We start from the raw sequence: 15,782 nt of genomic DNA, 5'->3' as shown, positions 1-15,782 counted from the left end.
GCGCTTCTGTAGTCCGCCCCGAGGTAGCCCTCCCACCGTGCCCACGCAACCAGCCGTACAAACCCAGGTGAGGATCGGCGCCCGCGGCTCCAAGCTGAGCCTGGCTCAGGCCGGCCACATGCAGCGCCGCATCGCCGAAGCCCTGGGCGCCGATCCGGAGAAGCCGGAGGAAGTCGCGGCCGCCGCCCCGCTGATCGTCATCACCACCACCGGCGACAAGGTGCAGGACCGCAGGCTGCTGGAGATCGGCGGCAAGGGCATGTTCACCAAGGAGATCGAGGAGGCCCTGCTGGATGGGCGCATCGACTGCGCGGTGCATTCCCTGAAGGACATGCCGGCGCTGCTGCCCGACGGCCTCTGCATCGCCGCCATCCCGGAGCGGGAGGACCCGCGCGACGCCTTCCTGAGCCTGAAGGCCGACAGCCTCGAGGCCCTGCCGCGCGGCGCCGTGCTCGGCACCGCCAGCCTGCGCCGCCAGGCGCAGATGCTGCATCGGCGGCCCGACCTCGACGTGCGCATGCTGCGCGGCAACGTCGACACCCGCCTGGCCAAGCTGCAGGCCGGCGAGGCCGACGCCATCCTGCTGGCCTATTCCGGCCTGCGCCGCCTGGGCCTGGGCCACCTGCCCAAGGCCCTGATCGATCCCAACGACTGCCCGCCGGCGCCCGGCCAGGGGGCGCTGGCCATCGAGACCCGGGTGGGCGACTGCGACGCCGCCTGGGTCCAGGCTATCCGCCACCCCGGAACCACCGTCGCCGTAGCCGCTGAGCGCGGGGCGCTGGCCGCCCTGGAAGGCTCCTGCAAGACCGCGATCGGGGCGCATGCCTGGTTCGAGGGCGCGCGCCTGAAGTTGATCGTCGAGGCGCTGTCGACGGACGGTTCGCGGCGTTTCCGCCACGCCGGCGAGGCCGACCTCACCGAACTGGCCGACGCGGAGGCTTCGGCCCGCGCGCTGGGCCTGTCGCTGGGCCTGGCGGTCAAGGCCGACGCCGGCGACGCCATCGACCTCAGCTAGGATGCCAGGGGCCAGACCCTAGCGCGACGTCCAGGGCTTCGACTTCGACGACGAACGGGCCGCGGCGGCCTGCTCCCGCTGGAACCGCCCGCCGCGCGGCGGCTTGGGGCGCGCGGCGATCTTCTCGTTCTTCAGGCGCAGCGCCCGCTGGATCGAGGTCTCTTCGGCGGGTGGCGGGGTCTCATCAGTCATGATGGCGTTGTAGCAGGTTTGCCGCCTAGCGGCCCCCGCCATGCTGGCGAAGATAGGCTGCCAGGCTGGGCGTGTCCGCCGAGTGGATGTCGTTGATCCGCCAGCCGTGGCTGGTGGCGACCAAGTCGAGAGTGAGACGGATCGTTTCGCCGCCAGCGAAGCGCAAGGCGACCCGCGCGGCGGCCGTGCCCCGGGCGGGCGCGGTCACCTTCAGGTCCGTCATCTTGAGCCCGGCGTCGTCCTGGCAACTGCAGATCGGATCGAAGTCGAATGCGCCGACGTCACCCTTCGGCGTCAGGGCCCGGTCTCGGCGGATCAGGGCGATCAGGCGGGGCGCGAAGACCCGGGCCATCCCACGGTCGAAATAGTCCGCCACGGTGTTGTCTGAGTGGCCGGTCCCGTAGGCTGCGTAGAGGCCCCGCACGAAGGCGTCGGCGGACGCTGCGTCCTGAGAGGCCGCAGGCATGGCCGCCAACAGCGCCAGGGCGGTGAGGATCGGAGCGGAAAGGCGCATGGCCTCCCGTAACACGGTTTGTAGAAGGTTAAGCTCCTGCGGCGCAGAATCGCTGGATGCCGCGCCGCCGACAGAAAATCTGGATCACCCGGGCCCGACCGGGCGCCGACGCCACCGCCGAGCGGGTGCGCACCCTGGGCCACGAGCCGATCGTCGCGCCCCTGCTGGCGGTGAAGCTGCTGCCGGACGCCCAAGTCGAGCTTTCCGGCGTCGCGGCCCTGGCCTTCACCAGCGCCAATGGCGTGCGCGCCTTCGCCGACCTTTCAGGCGAGCGGTCGCTCAGGGTCTTCGCCGTGGGCGCGGCGACGGCGGAGGCGGCGCGGGCCGCAGGGTTCCGGCTGGTGCTTTCCGCCGACGGCGACGTCGAGGCGCTGGCCAACGGCATCGCCCTGCGCCGCGGTGAACTGCGCGGGATCGTGCTCCACCCGGGCGCGCTGGAGCCGGCCGGCGACCTGGTGGGCGCGCTGGAGGCTCAGGGCGTCACCGCGCGCCGGTTGCTGCTCTATGAGACGGTCGCGGTGGCCCTCACGCCCGAGGCGGCCGCGCCGCTGCTGGCCAGCGACGCGGTCCTGCTGCATTCGCCCAAGGCGGCGCAGGTGCTGGCCGGCCTGCTGAAGGCCCAGCCGGCGCCGGGGCTGCGCGCGCTCGGCCTCTCCAAGGCGGTGGTCAAGCCGCTGGCCCGCGCCAAGGTCGGACCGCGCAGCTTCCCCTCCATGCCTCTCGAAGGCGCCCTGCTGAATCTGATAGACCGTGCGTCATGAGCTCGCCGCCAGACACACCGCTCGGCGCCCCTGAGACCCCGAGGGATCCGGCCGAATACCGCCGAAAGCCGCTGCTCGGCTTCACCTTCTGGGCGATGATCGTCCTGATGCTGCTGTGCGTCCTGGCCGGCGTGGCGATCGCCGATTACGGGCCGCGGCTGTTCGGCCCGAAGGCGCCGCCGAAGGCCGCCGTCGCCGAGCCCGCGACGGCCGCCGACGCCGCCCCAGCGCCGGCCCTCACCCCGGCCCTCGGCGCGCCCGTACCGGCCGCCACCCCGGCGGCGCCCTCGGCCGACGTCGCGCGCCTGTCCGCCCGGGTCGCGACGCTGGAGGCCCAGCAGGGCCATGCCTCGCAGGCCGCGGCCGCCGCGCTCGCCGCCTCGGCCGTCGTCGACGCCAGCCAGGGGACCGGCCCGTTCGCCGACGAACTTTCCAGCCTGCGCGCCATCTCGCCGCCGTCGCCGGAACTCGCTGCCCTTGCCCGCCTGGCCGCGGCCGGCGCGCCCAGCCGCACGGCGCTCGCCGTCAGCTACCCCGACTATGCCGCCCACGCCGCCTCGGCCGCCCGCGCGCCCGGCCCCAAGGCCGGCCTGGGCGAGCGGATCGTCTATGAACTGTCGCGGGTGGTGACCCTGCGTAGGGTCGGCGACGCCGCCGGCGACGGGGTCGACCAGCTGCTCGCCCGCGCCGAACGTCAGGTGGACGATGGCGACCTCGACAGGGCGCTGCGCACCCTCGACCGCCTGCCGCCGGGCGCGCGCGACGCCATGGCGCCCTGGCGGGCGCGGGCCGAACGGCGCGCCGAGATCGACCGCAACGCCGAGGCCCTGCGCGCCCGGGCCCTGCAGACCCTGGCCGGCGAGGCCCAGGCCGGCTGGGGGCGCGCGGGCGCATGATCCGCGCCAGCCTCGCCATCCTGATCGTCGCCGCGGTGGCCGTCACCGTGCTCGCGCTCTCCGGCGACGCGGGCCACGCCACCATGGTCTGGCTGGGCTGGCGGGCGGACATGACGGCGGCGGTCGCGGTGCTGATCGTCTTCTTCGGCGCCCTGCTGGTGACCATCTTCTGGCGCACCCTGTTCTGGGTCCTGGCCGCGCCGCAGCGGGCCGAGCGAGCGCGCGCCGAGAACCGCCGCCGGCAGGCCAATGAGGCGTTGACCCGCGGCTTCCTGGCCGCCGCCGCCGGCGACGGGCCCGAGGCGCGACGCCTGGCACAGAAGGCCGCCGACCTCGCCGAAGAGACGCCAGGCCTGGTGCGGGTCCTGGCCGCCCAAGCCGCCGAGGCGGCCGGCGACATCGCCGGAGCCCAGGCCGCCTACACCGCCATGCTGGGCTTTCCGGAGATGCGGCTGGCGGGCCACAAGGGGCTGATGCAGCTGGCGCTGGCCCAGGGTGAGCGCGAGACGGCCCTGCGCCATGCTCAGGAGGCGTTCAACGAGACCCGCAGCGCCCGCTGGGCCTGGCGCGCCCTGCTGGAGAACCGCCTGGCCGCCGCCGAGTGGTCCCAGGGCCTGGAGCTGGTCAAGAACGCCGCCGACCGCAAGATCGTCCCGCCGGTCACCGCCGAGCGCGCTCGCGCCGCCCTGCTCACCGCGCTCGCCGCCCAGCAGGCCGACGCGCCCGACGCCAAGGTTCGTGACGCCAAGATTTGGGGCCAGGCGCTGGACAGCGCCGTTGACGCCGCGCGCCTGCAGCCCGGCTTCGCGCCCGCCGCCGCCATCGCCGCCCGCTTCCTGGCCGCCGACGGCAAGGTCGGCCGCGCCCAGGCCGTGCTGGAAGCCGCCTGGAAAGCCCATCCGCACCCGGCGCTGTGGCTCGCCTACCGCGACCTGAAGACCAACGAGACCCCGGCCGAGCGCGGCAAGCGCCTTGGCGAGCTCGCCGCCCAGAACCCCAACGCCCGCGAGGGCCGCATCCTGGCGGTGGAGCGCGCCCTGATCGCCGGCGATGGCGCGGGCGCCCGTCAGGCGCTGGAAGCCCTCGACGCCGAACCGGCGACCGCCCGCCTGGCCGGCCTTCGCGCCCGCGTCGCCTACGCCACGGGTCAGCCGGACGAGGCGCGCCTGTGGCTGGCCCAGGGGATGAACGCCCCGGCCGAACCTGACTGGTCGGACCTCGACGCCGAGGGCCGCGCCTTCGCCTATCCGCCGGCCGACTGGGCGCGGCTGGTCCTGGCCTACGCCGAGACTGGCGAGCTGATCCACCCGCGCCTGGAACGCCGCGAGAAGGGCCTTTCCGAGCTGCCGGAGCTGCCGATCGCCTATGCCGACGCGGCGACCTTCCTGGCCGCCGACGGCGCGGAGCCGCAGCTCTATCCCGAGCACGCCGAGGGCTACGACGAGGCCTATGACGACGACGATGGCCCCTCCGCCGATCCGGCCCCTGCGCCCGCGCGCCGCAGGGGTGGCGCACGCCGCTTGGCGAGCGCCCCCAGAGCCGCTAAATAGGCGCGCCTTCGCGGGCGGGGTCTCCGTCCGCGAGTGATTCCGGGGCCTCCCCTCTCTTGGGGAACTTGGGCCGCCATAGCTCAGCCGGTAGAGCGGCGCATTCGTAATGCGTAGGTCGGGTGTTCGAGTCACCCTGGCGGCACCATCTCTCCGGAACGTTCGAAATCCCTGCGACGTCCCACCTTCGCGGCGCCGTTCCATCTGTTCCGGCCCGAAAGGCGAAACCATGCGAGCCAACCCTGCCATCTTCCTTTCGGCGCTCGCGCTCGCAGCCGCCGGCGCCCCGGCCGTGAGCCTGGCCCAGGCCAAGCCGGCTGCGAAGCCGGCCGCCGCGGCGAAGACCGGCTCGGCCACGGTCAACGACGACGTGCGTTGCCTGCTGACCATGGTGGCCTTTTCCAACCTCAACAAGGATCACCCGCAGGCGGGCCAGATCGGGGTGTTCTTCTTCGCCGGCCGCATCTCGGAGCGTGCGCCGGGCCTCGACCTCGCCGCGGCGGTGAAGGCACAGGCGCCGAGCCTGGGGCCGCAGCAGCTGCAGGCCGAACTCCAGCGCTGCGGGCCGCTGGTCGACGGCACGTCGCGGAAAGTCCAGGCGGCGATCAACGGCCTGCGGCCGCCCGGCGCGCCGCCCCCGGCGGCGGCTCCCCCGGCCGCCAGTGCGCCGCCCGCGCCCGCGCCGAAGTAGGCCGCCCGCTCAGTTCGCCGGCGCGGCGGCGCTCATCGCCGGGCCGATCTCGTCGTGCAGAACCAGGTCGGCGTAGCCGTCGAGTTCGGTGGGCTCGCGATTGACGATGGCCAGTTTCGCCCCGTTGCGCCTGGCCATCAACGGGAAGCCGGCGGCCGGATAGACCACCAGGGACGAGCCCAGCACCAGGAAAGCGTCGCAGGCCAGGGTCGCGGCCTCGGCGCGGGCCATGGGCTCGGCCGGCATCTGCTGGCCGAAGGAGATGGTGGCGGTCTTCACCAGGCCGCCGCAGCGGCGGCAGTAGGGGATTTCGCCCGCCTTCTCGAACCCCACCTTCAGGTCGGCCAGTTCGTGCCGCTCGGCGCACTCCAGGCAGGACGCATAGCTGGCGTTGCCGTGCAGCTCGATCACCTTGTCGGCCGGCACGCCGGAGGCCTGATGCAGGTTGTCGACGTTCTGGGTGATGACGCAGGCGGCCTTGCCGCTCGCCACCAGCCGGGCCACGGCGCGGTGGCCGGCGTTCGGCTCGCGGCCCGTCCATCCGGCGCGGCCGGAAAAGGCCCGCGCCCAGGCCTCGCGCCGCTTCTCCGGGTCGGCGACGAAGTCCTGGAAGTAGATCGGCTTCATCTGGCTCCAAACCCCGCCAGGGCTGCGGAAGTCGGGAATGCCGCTTTCGGTCGAAATGCCCGCGCCAGTGAACACCACCAGCCGCCGCGCGTCGGCGATCAGCCGGGCGAGATCGGTTCGGGTCGACGAGGTCCGGGATGGGGCGGCTGACATCGGCGACAAGGTGGGGGCTCGCGCCGCGGCGCGCCAGCGGAAGTTGACGAGATCCCAGACGCCGCGGAATTGCGGGGCGCCTCTCGACGGGCTTGCGCGTCCGCCTAAGAATGCATCAAAGGGTATGCCCAAGGTTTGGGCAGATCGCCGGGCCACAATGGCGACTGTCGGGGCAAGGGCGACCGAACAGGGGGAGCGGACATGCGGGTCTGGAGACGAGCGGCCCTGGTCGCGGGGGCGACGGCCGCGCTGGCCGGCCTGGCTGGCCCGGCGCTGGCCCAGGCCCCGGCGACAGCGGCCCTCAACAGCGGCGACACCGCCTGGCTGCTCACCGCCACGGCCCTTGTGCTGTTCATGACCCTGCCGGGGCTGGCGCTGTTCTATGCGGGCCTGGTGCGGCTGAAGAACGCCCTGTCGGTGATGACCCATTGCGTGGCCATCGCCTGCCTGGTGTCGCTCCTCTGGCTGGCCGGCGGCTACAGCCTGGCGTTCTCCGGGACCTGGCCGCTGATCGGCGACCTCGCGGCGTTCGGCTTGCCTCATGGCCGCGCGGCGATGCATGGCGACGCGCCGGAGTCGCTGTTCTTCATGTTCCAGATGACCTTCGCGATCATCACCCCGGCCCTGATCGTCGGCGCGGTGGTCGAGCGCATCCGCTTCAGCGCCGTCCTGCTGTTCTCGGCGCTCTGGCTGCTGATCGTCTATGCGCCGGTGGCCCACTGGGTCTGGGGCGGCGGCTGGCTGATGGACCGCCACATCATGGATTTCGCCGGCGGCCTGGTGGTGCATGCCACCGCCGGGACCTCGGCCCTGGTGCTGGCCTGGCGGCTCAAGCCCCGCGACGGCTTCCCGCGCGACCTGGCGCCGCCGCACAATCCGGGCATGACCATGATGGGGGCGGCCATGCTGTGGGTCGGCTGGTACGGCTTCAACGCCGGCAGCGCGCTGGCCGCCAACGCCGACGCGGCCGCGGCCCTGATGGCCACCCACCTCTCCGCCGCCTCGGCGGGCCTGGTCTGGGCGCTGATAGAGTGGCGCCGCTTCCGGCGTCCCAGCATGGTGGGCCTGGTCACCGGCGTGGTGGCGGGCCTGGCCACGGTCACCCCGGCCTCCGGCTTCATCGGCCCGGTCGGCGCCGTGGCCGTGGGCGCGGTGGGCAGCTTCGTCTGCTACCAGTTCGTCGACCTGGTGAAGCACCGCTGGAAGATCGACGACAGCCTGGACGTCTTCGCGGTGCATGGCGTGGGCGGCATGCTGGGGACCATGCTGGTGGCGGTCCTGGCCGCCCCGATCCTCGGCGGCGCCGGCTATGGGGCCGGGATGGACATGGTCCGCCAGGCGGGCGTCCAGGCGCTGGGCCTGGCTGCGGTCGTTTCCTGGTCGGCCATCGCCAGCCTGCTCATCGCCTTTGTGGTCGCCAGGACGGTGGGCCTGCGCGCCCGCGACGAGGCCATCGAGGAAGGTCTCGACATGGCCACGCACGGCGAACGCGCCTGGAATCCTTGAGGAATTGTGGGAGGAAGTGGCCGGCCCGGCGTTGGTCGGGGGGGATGCCAGGGCGTCGCCGGGCCGGTCTGTGATCCGACGGCGGGGGGCGTCCGTGGGATCGAGGGTTAAACATCCGCGCGCGGGTTCGGTTCCCGGCTGACGTAACCTCGTCCGCCCAAGCTGGCGGCGGCCCGGACGCCCGCGCGGACCGGCCGGCGGAAACCCTCAGTGCAGGACGTTGATGATCGGGGTGAACAGCAGCGGCAGCAGGTAGATGCGGATGCCCTGCAGGATCAGCAGCACGATGATCGGGCTGATGTCCACGCCGCCGATCGGCGGGATGATCTTCTGCACGGGCCGCAGCACCGGGCGCGTCACCGCGTCCAGGAAACGGGCCACGTTGTAGACGAACCGGTTGCGCAGGTTGATCACGTCGAAGGCCACCAGCCACGACAGGACCGCGCTGATGATGATGGCCAGCGCCAGGAGCTGCAGCAGGCCATCGACGATGTAGAGCAGGAAGGATCCCATGCCCCGGTTCTAGCGGGCTTTGCCGTGCTGACAAGCGGCCAAGGCGCGCAGGCGGCTTGACAGGGCAGGGCGAAAAAGGGCTATTCCGCGCCTTCCTGGACCACCCTCGGGTTTCCCCAAGGGGCCGTAGCTCAGATGGTAGAGCGCCTCGTTCGCAATGAGGAGGTCAGGGGTTCGATTCCCCTCGGCTCCACCAGGACCCTTCCCCGCCGCAGTTCCTAGTGCGCGTCGTCCCAGTTGGCGGCGGCGCGAGCGTCGACGACCAGGGGCACGCTGAGCGCGACGGCGGGTTCCGGCGCCTTCTCCATCACCGCCTTCGCCACCGCGATCACCGCCTCGGCCTCGGCTTCCGGCGCCTCGAAGATCAGCTCGTCGTGCACCTGCAGCAGCATCTTGGCCTTCAGGCCGGCGGCCACAAGGGCGTCTGGCATGCGCACCATGGCGCGGCGGATGATGTCGGCGGCGGCGCCCTGGATGGGCGCGTTGATCGCCGCGCGGTCGCCGAACGAGCGCTCCGCCTGGCTCTTGCCCTGCGCGGCCGGGATGAAGACCTTGCGGCCGAAGATGGTGGTGACGAAGCCCTCGGCGCGCACCTGGCGCTGCATGCGGTCCATGTAGGTGCGGATGCCGGGGAAGCGCTCGAAATAGGTCTTGATATAGGCGCCGGCTTCCTCGCGCGGGATCGAAAGCTGGTTGGCCAGGCCGAAGGCCGAGATGCCGTAGACGATGCCGAAGTTGATCGCCTTGGCGCGCCGGCGCGTCTCGGCCGGCATGCCCTCCACCGGCACGCCGAACATCTCGGACGCGGTCATGGCGTGGATGTCCAGGCCGTCGGCGAACGCCTTTTTCAGCTGGGCGATGTCGCCGATGTGGGCCAGCAGGCGCAGTTCGATCTGCGAATAGTCGGCGCTGATCAGCACATGGCCGGGCTCGGCGATGAACGCCTTGCGGATCTTGCGGCCTTCCTCGGTGCGCACCGGGATGTTCTGCAGGTTGGGGTCGGACGAGGCGAGGCGGCCGGTGGTGGCCGCGGCCAGGGAATAGCTGGTGTGCACCCGATTGGTCTTCGGGTTGATCGCGGCGACCAGGTTGTCGGTGTAGGTGCCCTTCAGCTTGGAGACCTGGCGCCAGTCCAGCAGGATGCGCGGCAGTTCGTGGCCCTGGGCGGCAAGGTCCTCCAGCATCGAGGCGTCGGTGGACATGGCGCCGGTGGCGGTGGTGCGGCCGGACGCCAGGCCCATCTCGCCGAACAGGATGTCGCCGATCTGCTTGGGCGATCCTAGGTTGAACGGGCGGCCGGCGACGCGGTGCGCCTCGCCCTCCAGCTCCACCATGCGCACCGAGAAGTCGTTGGAGAGCTGGCGCAGCCGCTCCGGGTCGACCTTCACGCCGGCCAGCTCCATGCCCACCAGCACCTTGGGCATCGGCCGCTCCAGGGTCTCGTAGACGGTCAAGAGGTGCTCGTGGCTGAGCCGCGGGCGCAGGTGCTGGTAGATGCGCAGGGTGACGTCGGCGTCCTCCGCCGCGTAGCAGGTGGCCGCGTCCAGAGGTACGTGTTTGAAGCTCTTCTGCGCCTTGCCGGTCCCGGCCACCGACTTGAAGCTGATCGGCTCGTGGCCCAGCAGGCGATTGCTGAGCTCGTCCATGCCGTAGCTCTTGTGCAGCCCGCCCTCCAGGGCGAAGGCGATCAGCATGGTGTCGTCGATGGGTCCGACCTCGATCCCGTGGCGGGCCAGGACGGCCATGTCGTACTTGCCGTTCTGGGCGACCTTCAGCACGCCCGGCGCTTCCAGCAGCGGCTTCAGCCGCGCGATGGCGTCGGCCAGCGGGATCTGGTCGAGCGCCGCGGGCGCCTCGAGCTGCAGGCCGCCCTCGTGCTCATGCTCATGGCCCAGCGGGATGTAGCAGGCCTCGCCCGGGGCCACGGCCAGGGACACGCCGCAGAGGTTGGCGGCCGAGGACGACAGCGCATCGGTCTCGGTGTCGAAGGCGACCAGCCCGGCGGCGAAGGCGCGGGCGATCCAGGCGTCCAGGGTCGGCAGGTCGCGCACGCAGGCGTAGACCGAGGTGTCTATGGCGCCGTGCGTCGGGGCCGACGGCGCGGCGCGGCCGTCGCCGGCGGAAGGCGCCGGGACCGCGCTCGGCGGCGCCTCGCCCGACAGCGCCTCGGTCACGCGCCGGGTCAGGGTGCGGAACTCCATGCCGTCGAGGAACTTGGTCACCGTCTCGATGTCGGGCGCGCGGACGCCCAGGTCGTCGATCGGCTCCGGCAGCGGGGTGTCGCAGTCGAGCTGGACGAGCTGGCGCGACAGCCGGATCTGGTCGGCGAAGTCGATCAGGGTCTGGCGGCGCTTGTCCTGCTTGATCTCGGCGGCGCGGGCCAACAGGGTGTCGAGGTCGCCGTATTCGTTGATCAGGGCCGAGGCGGTCTTGATCCCGATGCCCGGCGCGCCGGGGACGTTGTCCACGGAATCCCCGCACAAGGCCTGGACGTCGACCACCTTGTCCGGCGTCACCCCGAACTTGTCGAACACCTGCGGCTCGCGGATCACCAGGTTCGGGGTCTTCATCGTATCCAGCATTGAGACGCGTGGTCCCACCAGCTGCATCAGGTCCTTGTCGGACGAGACGATCACCACCTCGCCGCCGATGTCGCGCACCTTGCAGGCGTAGGCGGCGATCAGGTCGTCGGCCTCATAGCCGGGCAGTTCAAGGCAGGGCACGCCGAACGCCCGTGTCGCCTCGCGCACCAGCGGGAACTGCGGGACCAGGTCCTCCGGCGGCGGTGGGCGATGGGCCTTGTACCGGTCGTAGAGCTTGTTGCGGAAGGTATCCTCGGAGTGGTCGAAGATCACCGCCAGGTGGGTCGGGGCGTCGGCCTGGGCGCGCATCTCGGCCAAGAGCTTCCACAGCATGTTGCAGAAGCCGGAGACCGCGCCCACCGGCAGGCCGTCCGACTTGCGCGTCAGCGGCGGGAGCGCATGGAAGGCGCGGAAGATGAAGCCCGAGCCGTCGACGAGGTACAGCCGCACCTTCGGCCCGTCCTGGGTCGGGTCGCGCGGAATCTGGTCGAGGGTTTGGGGCGCGTCCTGGGGGTCGGCGGCGTCGAGCGTCTCGGTCATGGCTCCAAGATAGGCGCACGTCCGCGACAGGTCATCATGGCGTGACCGCCTCCGGCGATTGTCTTTCGCCCCCCATTGTCTTGCGCTGCGCCGCCGGGCATGACGCGGGCGTCACTTTCAGCCGGAGGAAGCCAATGTTCTCGCACATCATGGTCGGCACCAACGATCTCGACCGGTCCAAGAAGTTCTATGACGCCGCCCTGGGCGCGCTCGGCGTGCCGCCGGGCCGGGTCGACCGCCACCGCATCTTCTGGATGACGCCTACCGGCGTGTTCGCCGCGTCCCTGCCGATCGACGGCGAGGACGCCTGCATCGGCAACGGCTCGACCGTCGGCTTCGCCTGCGCCGACTCGGCCCAGGCCGACGCCTGGCACACCGCGGGCCTCGCCAACGGCGGCGTCTCCATCGAGGACCCGCCGGGCGTGCGCGAAGGCCCGACCGGCAAGCTCTACCTCGCCTATCTGCGCGATCCGGACGGCAACAAGCTCTGCGCCCTGCACCGCATGCCGGCCTAGCCACTCCCACCCAAGGCTCGTCATCCCCGGCCTTGTGCCGGGGACCCATACGCACCTATGCCGCAATCAATCTCGCGGCGTCGGTGTCGATGGGTGGCCGGGACAAGCCCGGCCATGACGGAGGAATTGGGGTGCTTGGGACTACCCGAACCGCGCGTTCAGGTTCCCGAGCCCTTCCACATTGGCGAAAGCCGCGCCGCTGCCGTCGGCCAGGTAGGCGGCCGTCATCCGCGCCAGGCCGGCATAGGCCGCGCGGAACGGCGAGGCGCCGGAGGACACCCGCCGCACGCCCACGGCCTGCAATTCGGCGGCCTTTGGCACGCCGGGCCAGAGCATGATGTTGAGCGGGAGGGCGATGGCTTTGGCCAGCCGTCCGACAACTTCGGTCCCGGCTGCGCCGGGCGCGAAAATCCCGCTCGCGCCGGCGTCGCGATAGAGCGCGGCGCGCCGCACCGTTTCCGCGTAGGCCGCCTCGCCCTCAGCCAGGCCCTTCAGATAGACGTCGGTCCGCGCGTTGATGAACAGCGCCACGCCGACCGCCTCGGCGGCCTTGCGCGCCGCCTCGATCTTGCGGGCGTGCAGCGCCGGCTCACGGGTCCCGTCCTCCAGGTTGACGCCCACGGCGCCGGCGCCGATCACCGCCTTGATGGTCTCGGAAAGCTGGCCGAGGTCATCGGTGTAGCCGCCCTCGATGTCGGCGGTGACCGGGACCTTCACGGCCCGTGCCACGGTGGACACCGTGAACAGCAGCTTCTCCAGCGGCAGCTTGTCGCCGTCCGGATAACCGTGCGCCCAGGCGACGGCGGCCGAGGAGGTGGCGACCGCCTTGGCGCCGGCGTCCTCCATCACCGCGGCGCTGGCCGCGTCCCAGGCGTTGGGCAAGACCAGGATGTCCGGCCCCGCGTGCAGGGCGGCGAAGGTGGCGGCGGTCTTCTGGTCCATGGTCATTCCCTTGAAGCCTGGCGTTCCGATGCAAGACGTAGGGTATGGCGCCGCCGTGACAACCGCTGGCGGATAGCGGACGTCGACGACTGCTGACAGGGTATGGCAGCATGCCGCCGATCCGCGATTTCGCGCATGCCGGCGAAACCGGCTATGACCCTGCGGTGACCGCTCCAATCCCAGCCAGAACGGCCCTTTCCCGCCTGACCCTGATCGACTTCCGCTCCTACGACCGGGCGGAGATCGGGCTGGACGGCCGCCCGGTGTACCTGGTGGGCCCGAACGGGGCGGGCAAGACCAACCTCCTGGAAGCCATCAGCCTGTTCACGCCCGGCCGCGGCCTGCGCGGCGCGAGCCTGACCGAGGTCGGCCGCCGGCTGCCGGGCGAGGCGCAGGGGCGCGCCTGGGCGGTCTCAGCGGTGGTCGCGGCCGGCGGCGGGGAGACCCCTATCGGCACGGGCGTCGACCAGCCCGGCGCCGCGCGCCGGATCGTCCGCATCGCCGGCGAGACCACGCCGCCCGGCCGCCTGGCCGAGCATCTGCGCCAGGTGTGGCTGACGCCGGCCCAGGATCGGCTGTTCCTGGAAGGCGCGGCCGAGCGGCGCAGGTTCTTCGACCGGCTGGTGTTCGCCGCCATCCCGCGCCACGCCGCCCACGCCCAGGCCTATGACCGCGCCTCACGCGAACGCATGCGCCTGCTCACCCCGGACTCCAGAGGGGGCGACGAGGCCCAGACGCCGGATCCCGCTTGGCTCGACGCTCTGGAGGCGCGCCTGGCCGAGGCCGGCGCCCTGATGGCCGAGGCGCGCGCCACGACCCTTGCCGCCCTCCAGGCCGAGATCGACAGCCGGGGCGAGCGGCCGTTCCCGCAGGCGCGGCTGTCGCTGACCGGCGAGTGGGAGCAGATGGCGGCGGCCGGGGCCGAGATCGCCGACATCGAGGCCCGCCTGGCCCGGGCGCTGGGCGAGGCCCGGCCGCGCGACGCCGCCGCCGGCCGCGCGCTCACCGGCCCGCACCGCGGCGACCTGGCGGTGATCCACGCCGAGAAGGACCGTCCGGCCGCCGAATGCTCCACCGGCGAGCAGAAGGCGCTGATCCTCAACCTGGCCCTCGCCCAGGCCGCGCGCTTGGCGCGCGCCGCTTCCGATCCCAGCCCCGTCCTGCTGCTCGACGAGGTCGCCGCCCACCTGGACGCGCGCCGCCGCGCCGCCCTGTTCGACGAGATCGAGGCGCTCGGCCTGCAGGCCTTCCTCACCGGAACCGACGACCACCTGTTCGAGGGTCTGGCCGGCCGGGCCCAGGGCTTCCGGGTCGAGGGCGCGGCGCTGACGCCCGTCTAGCCCTCCCAGGCCGGCGCGGCGGCGGCGCCATAGCTGTCCACCGCCTGCAAGAGGGTGCTCACCAGCTCGCGCTCGGTCGCGCTGAGCTCGGGCCGCCAGACGTCGAAGATCATCACCACCCGCAGCCGGTCGGGATTGCGATTCCAGGCCTCGTGCTCGATGGAATCGTCGAAGACGCAGGCCTGCCCGGGGATCCAGGGCCGCGTCTCCGCGCCCACCCGCATGGCGCAGTCGTCCGGGACGATCAGCGGCAGGTGGCAGATGAAGCGGGCGTTGGTGAAGCCGTGGTGGGGCCTGATGTGTGTCCCCGGCCGCAACAGCGAGAACAGCACCGAGGGCGTGCGTCCGGGAATCGCGCATAGCGGCGCATCGGCCAGGGCCTCGGCCACCGAGGGGCATCGCGCCAGGTTCTCCGCCTGCGGGACGCCGCCCTTCCACAGATAGAAGGCGCTCCAGGCCGGATCGCCCATCAGGCCGGAGCTGGCGGCGAAGATCGGGCGGTTCGCCTCTTGCTGGAGATAGGGCGAAAAGGCGCTGGCGGGCGCGGCGGCGTCTTCTTCCAGCAGCCGGGTCAGATCGCTGCGGATGGCGTCGGTCGCCGCCTCCACCCTGTCCAGCCACGGGAAGGCCGCGCGGTCGGCCCAGGCGATCTGCGGCAGCTCCGGGAAGTAGAAGTGGCGTGGTTGCTGAAGGTAGAGCGCCTGGCGGCCCGTCAGCAGGTCGAGCGCCTGGCGCACGCGCCGCGCCGCGGGGCGGTCGATGTCCTGCGCCGCCATCGCCCGCTGCAGGTGGTCGGCGTACTCGCCGGCTTGCCGGCGCGACAGGTCGGCGGCCCGGGCCACCTCGGCCCGCAAGCCCGGATCCGACGGCGGCGCGGTCTCGGCGATCCGCACGGCGGCGGCGTAGTGGGCGTCGGCGGCGCGGCTGTCGCCCTCGGCGGCGAACAGGTCGCCGCTCATCACCAGCGCCCGCAGGTCGCGGGGGTCGCGCGCCAGCACCTGCCCCAGGGCCGTCCTGAGCGCCGCGCGTTCGCCCGTGATGCGGTGGGCCACGGCGATCGCCGTCCAGACCGCCGCGTCGCCGCGCCCGGCGTCGACGATGCGGTGAAGGTGGCCCAGCGCCACCTCGGCGCGGCCATCGCGCAGCGCCCGGGTCCCGTCACGCCAGGCGGCTTCCAGATCGGCGGCGACGAGAGGGGCGGGCACGCGGCATGGACGCCGCCGCCGCTCCGGGCGGTCAAGGCGACGACACGGCCCGCGGAGAAAAACGCCTCGTATGTGCGTGCGCGGGCCCGAGCACGCACAAAACGCGCGTGCTCGCGCGCGTGGGCACGCGCACGAAAAGGGTGCGCCGCGGGCTGCTAACCCCTATATAGTTCCTGAGAGATTCGGTCGCCGGCCGCGAAGGCCAGAGGACGACCACGCCGGGCCCTGCCTCCCCCAGAACCG

General features: G+C 72.3%; 15 protein-coding genes and 2 tRNA genes. 10 read left to right on the top strand and 7 right to left on the bottom strand.

Going from position 1 to position 15,782, the window contains the following annotated elements:
* The first annotated feature begins 37 nt into the window (after positions 1-37).
* Positions 38-1,015, top strand: a complete 978-nt coding sequence (hemC, locus tag VGL85_RS11920; RefSeq protein WP_331589160.1) for a hydroxymethylbilane synthase — start codon at positions 38-40, stop codon at positions 1,013-1,015.
* An 18-nt stretch (positions 1,016-1,033) separates the two neighbouring features.
* Here hemC and VGL85_RS11915 read toward each other — a convergent pair whose 3' ends face one another.
* A complete protein-coding gene (locus VGL85_RS11915; RefSeq protein ID WP_331589159.1) occupies positions 1,034-1,207 on the bottom strand; it encodes a hypothetical protein in 174 nt (57 codons plus the stop codon).
* Positions 1,208-1,232: 25 nt separating this feature from the next.
* Positions 1,233-1,721: a DUF3828 domain-containing protein gene (locus VGL85_RS11910; protein WP_331589158.1), complete on the bottom strand. Its 489-nt coding sequence runs from the start codon at positions 1,719-1,721 to the stop codon at positions 1,233-1,235.
* Positions 1,722-1,777: 56 nt separating this feature from the next.
* Here VGL85_RS11910 and VGL85_RS11905 point away from each other — a divergent pair, with 56 nt between their 5' ends.
* From VGL85_RS11905 to VGL85_RS11885, 5 genes are all read left to right on the top strand, one after another.
* Positions 1,778-2,482, top strand: a complete 705-nt coding sequence (locus tag VGL85_RS11905) for a uroporphyrinogen-III synthase (protein ID WP_331589157.1) — start codon at positions 1,778-1,780, stop codon at positions 2,480-2,482.
* On the top strand, positions 2,479-3,378 hold the full coding sequence (locus tag VGL85_RS11900; protein WP_331589156.1) for a hypothetical protein: 900 nt from the start codon (positions 2,479-2,481) through the stop codon (positions 3,376-3,378). Before VGL85_RS11905 ends, VGL85_RS11900 begins: the two co-directional genes overlap by 4 nt.
* Complete coding sequence (locus VGL85_RS11895; RefSeq protein ID WP_331589155.1) at positions 3,375-4,928, top strand: heme biosynthesis HemY N-terminal domain-containing protein; 1,554 nt, start codon at positions 3,375-3,377, stop codon at positions 4,926-4,928. The genes VGL85_RS11900 and VGL85_RS11895 overlap by 4 nt, the downstream gene beginning before the upstream one ends.
* 69 nt (positions 4,929-4,997) lie before the next feature.
* Positions 4,998-5,073: transfer RNA gene (locus VGL85_RS11890), tRNA-Thr, on the top strand.
* Between the two features lie 81 nt (positions 5,074-5,154).
* Positions 5,155-5,616 carry a hypothetical protein gene (locus VGL85_RS11885; protein WP_331589154.1) on the top strand — a complete coding sequence of 154 codons (462 nt, stop codon included), beginning with the start codon at positions 5,155-5,157 and terminating at the stop codon, positions 5,614-5,616.
* A gap of 9 nt (positions 5,617-5,625) precedes the next feature.
* Here the strand turns inward: VGL85_RS11885 and VGL85_RS11880 are convergent, their stop codons facing one another.
* Positions 5,626-6,396 (bottom strand): Sir2 family NAD-dependent protein deacetylase, encoded by a 771-nt coding sequence (locus tag VGL85_RS11880; RefSeq protein WP_331589190.1) that lies wholly within the window; start codon positions 6,394-6,396, stop codon positions 5,626-5,628.
* 201 nt (positions 6,397-6,597) lie between these two features.
* Between VGL85_RS11880 and VGL85_RS11875 the strand changes: the two genes are divergently transcribed.
* On the top strand, positions 6,598-7,902 hold the full coding sequence (locus tag VGL85_RS11875) for an ammonium transporter (RefSeq protein WP_331589153.1): 1,305 nt from the start codon (positions 6,598-6,600) through the stop codon (positions 7,900-7,902).
* Between the two features lie 207 nt (positions 7,903-8,109).
* On the opposite strand, the gene VGL85_RS11870 is transcribed toward VGL85_RS11875, so the two are convergent.
* Complete coding sequence (locus tag VGL85_RS11870; RefSeq protein ID WP_331589152.1) at positions 8,110-8,415, bottom strand: YggT family protein; 306 nt, start codon at positions 8,413-8,415, stop codon at positions 8,110-8,112.
* A 120-nt stretch (positions 8,416-8,535) separates the two neighbouring features.
* Here VGL85_RS11870 and VGL85_RS11865 point away from each other — a divergent pair.
* Positions 8,536-8,611 (top strand) — tRNA-Ala (locus tag VGL85_RS11865).
* Positions 8,612-8,633: 22 nt separating this feature from the next.
* Here the strand turns inward: VGL85_RS11865 and polA are convergent.
* Entirely contained in the window at positions 8,634-11,537 is a 2,904-nt protein-coding gene (gene polA / locus VGL85_RS11860) for a DNA polymerase I (protein ID WP_331589151.1), read from the bottom strand.
* A gap of 134 nt (positions 11,538-11,671) precedes the next feature.
* Between polA and VGL85_RS11855 the strand changes: the two genes are divergently transcribed.
* The gene (locus tag VGL85_RS11855; protein WP_331589150.1) at positions 11,672-12,052 is read left to right on the top strand and encodes a VOC family protein; all 381 of its coding nucleotides are present in this window, start codon (positions 11,672-11,674) and stop codon (positions 12,050-12,052) included.
* Positions 12,053-12,193: 141 nt separating this feature from the next.
* On the opposite strand, the gene VGL85_RS11850 is transcribed toward VGL85_RS11855, so the two are convergent.
* A complete protein-coding gene (locus tag VGL85_RS11850; RefSeq protein ID WP_331589149.1) occupies positions 12,194-12,994 on the bottom strand; it encodes an isocitrate lyase/phosphoenolpyruvate mutase family protein in 801 nt (266 codons plus the stop codon).
* Positions 12,995-13,104: 110 nt separating this feature from the next.
* On the opposite strand from VGL85_RS11850, the gene recF reads away from it, so the two are divergent.
* Positions 13,105-14,334, top strand: coding sequence for a DNA replication/repair protein RecF (gene recF, locus VGL85_RS11845; protein WP_331589148.1), 1,230 nt, complete (start codon positions 13,105-13,107; stop codon positions 14,332-14,334).
* Here the strand turns inward: recF and VGL85_RS11840 are convergent.
* The gene (locus VGL85_RS11840; RefSeq protein WP_331589147.1) at positions 14,331-15,539 is read right to left on the bottom strand and encodes an aspartyl/asparaginyl beta-hydroxylase domain-containing protein; all 1,209 of its coding nucleotides are present in this window, start codon (positions 15,537-15,539) and stop codon (positions 14,331-14,333) included. The two genes, recF and VGL85_RS11840, sit on opposite strands and share 4 nt — an antisense overlap.
* Positions 15,540-15,782: the final 243 nt, after the last annotated feature.

Source organism: Phenylobacterium sp. (assembly GCF_036501465.1).
Lineage (GTDB): Bacteria > Pseudomonadota > Alphaproteobacteria > Caulobacterales > Caulobacteraceae > Phenylobacterium.
The sequence above is the reverse complement of the archived record's forward strand: the minus strand, read 5'-3'. Positions and strand labels throughout refer to the sequence as shown.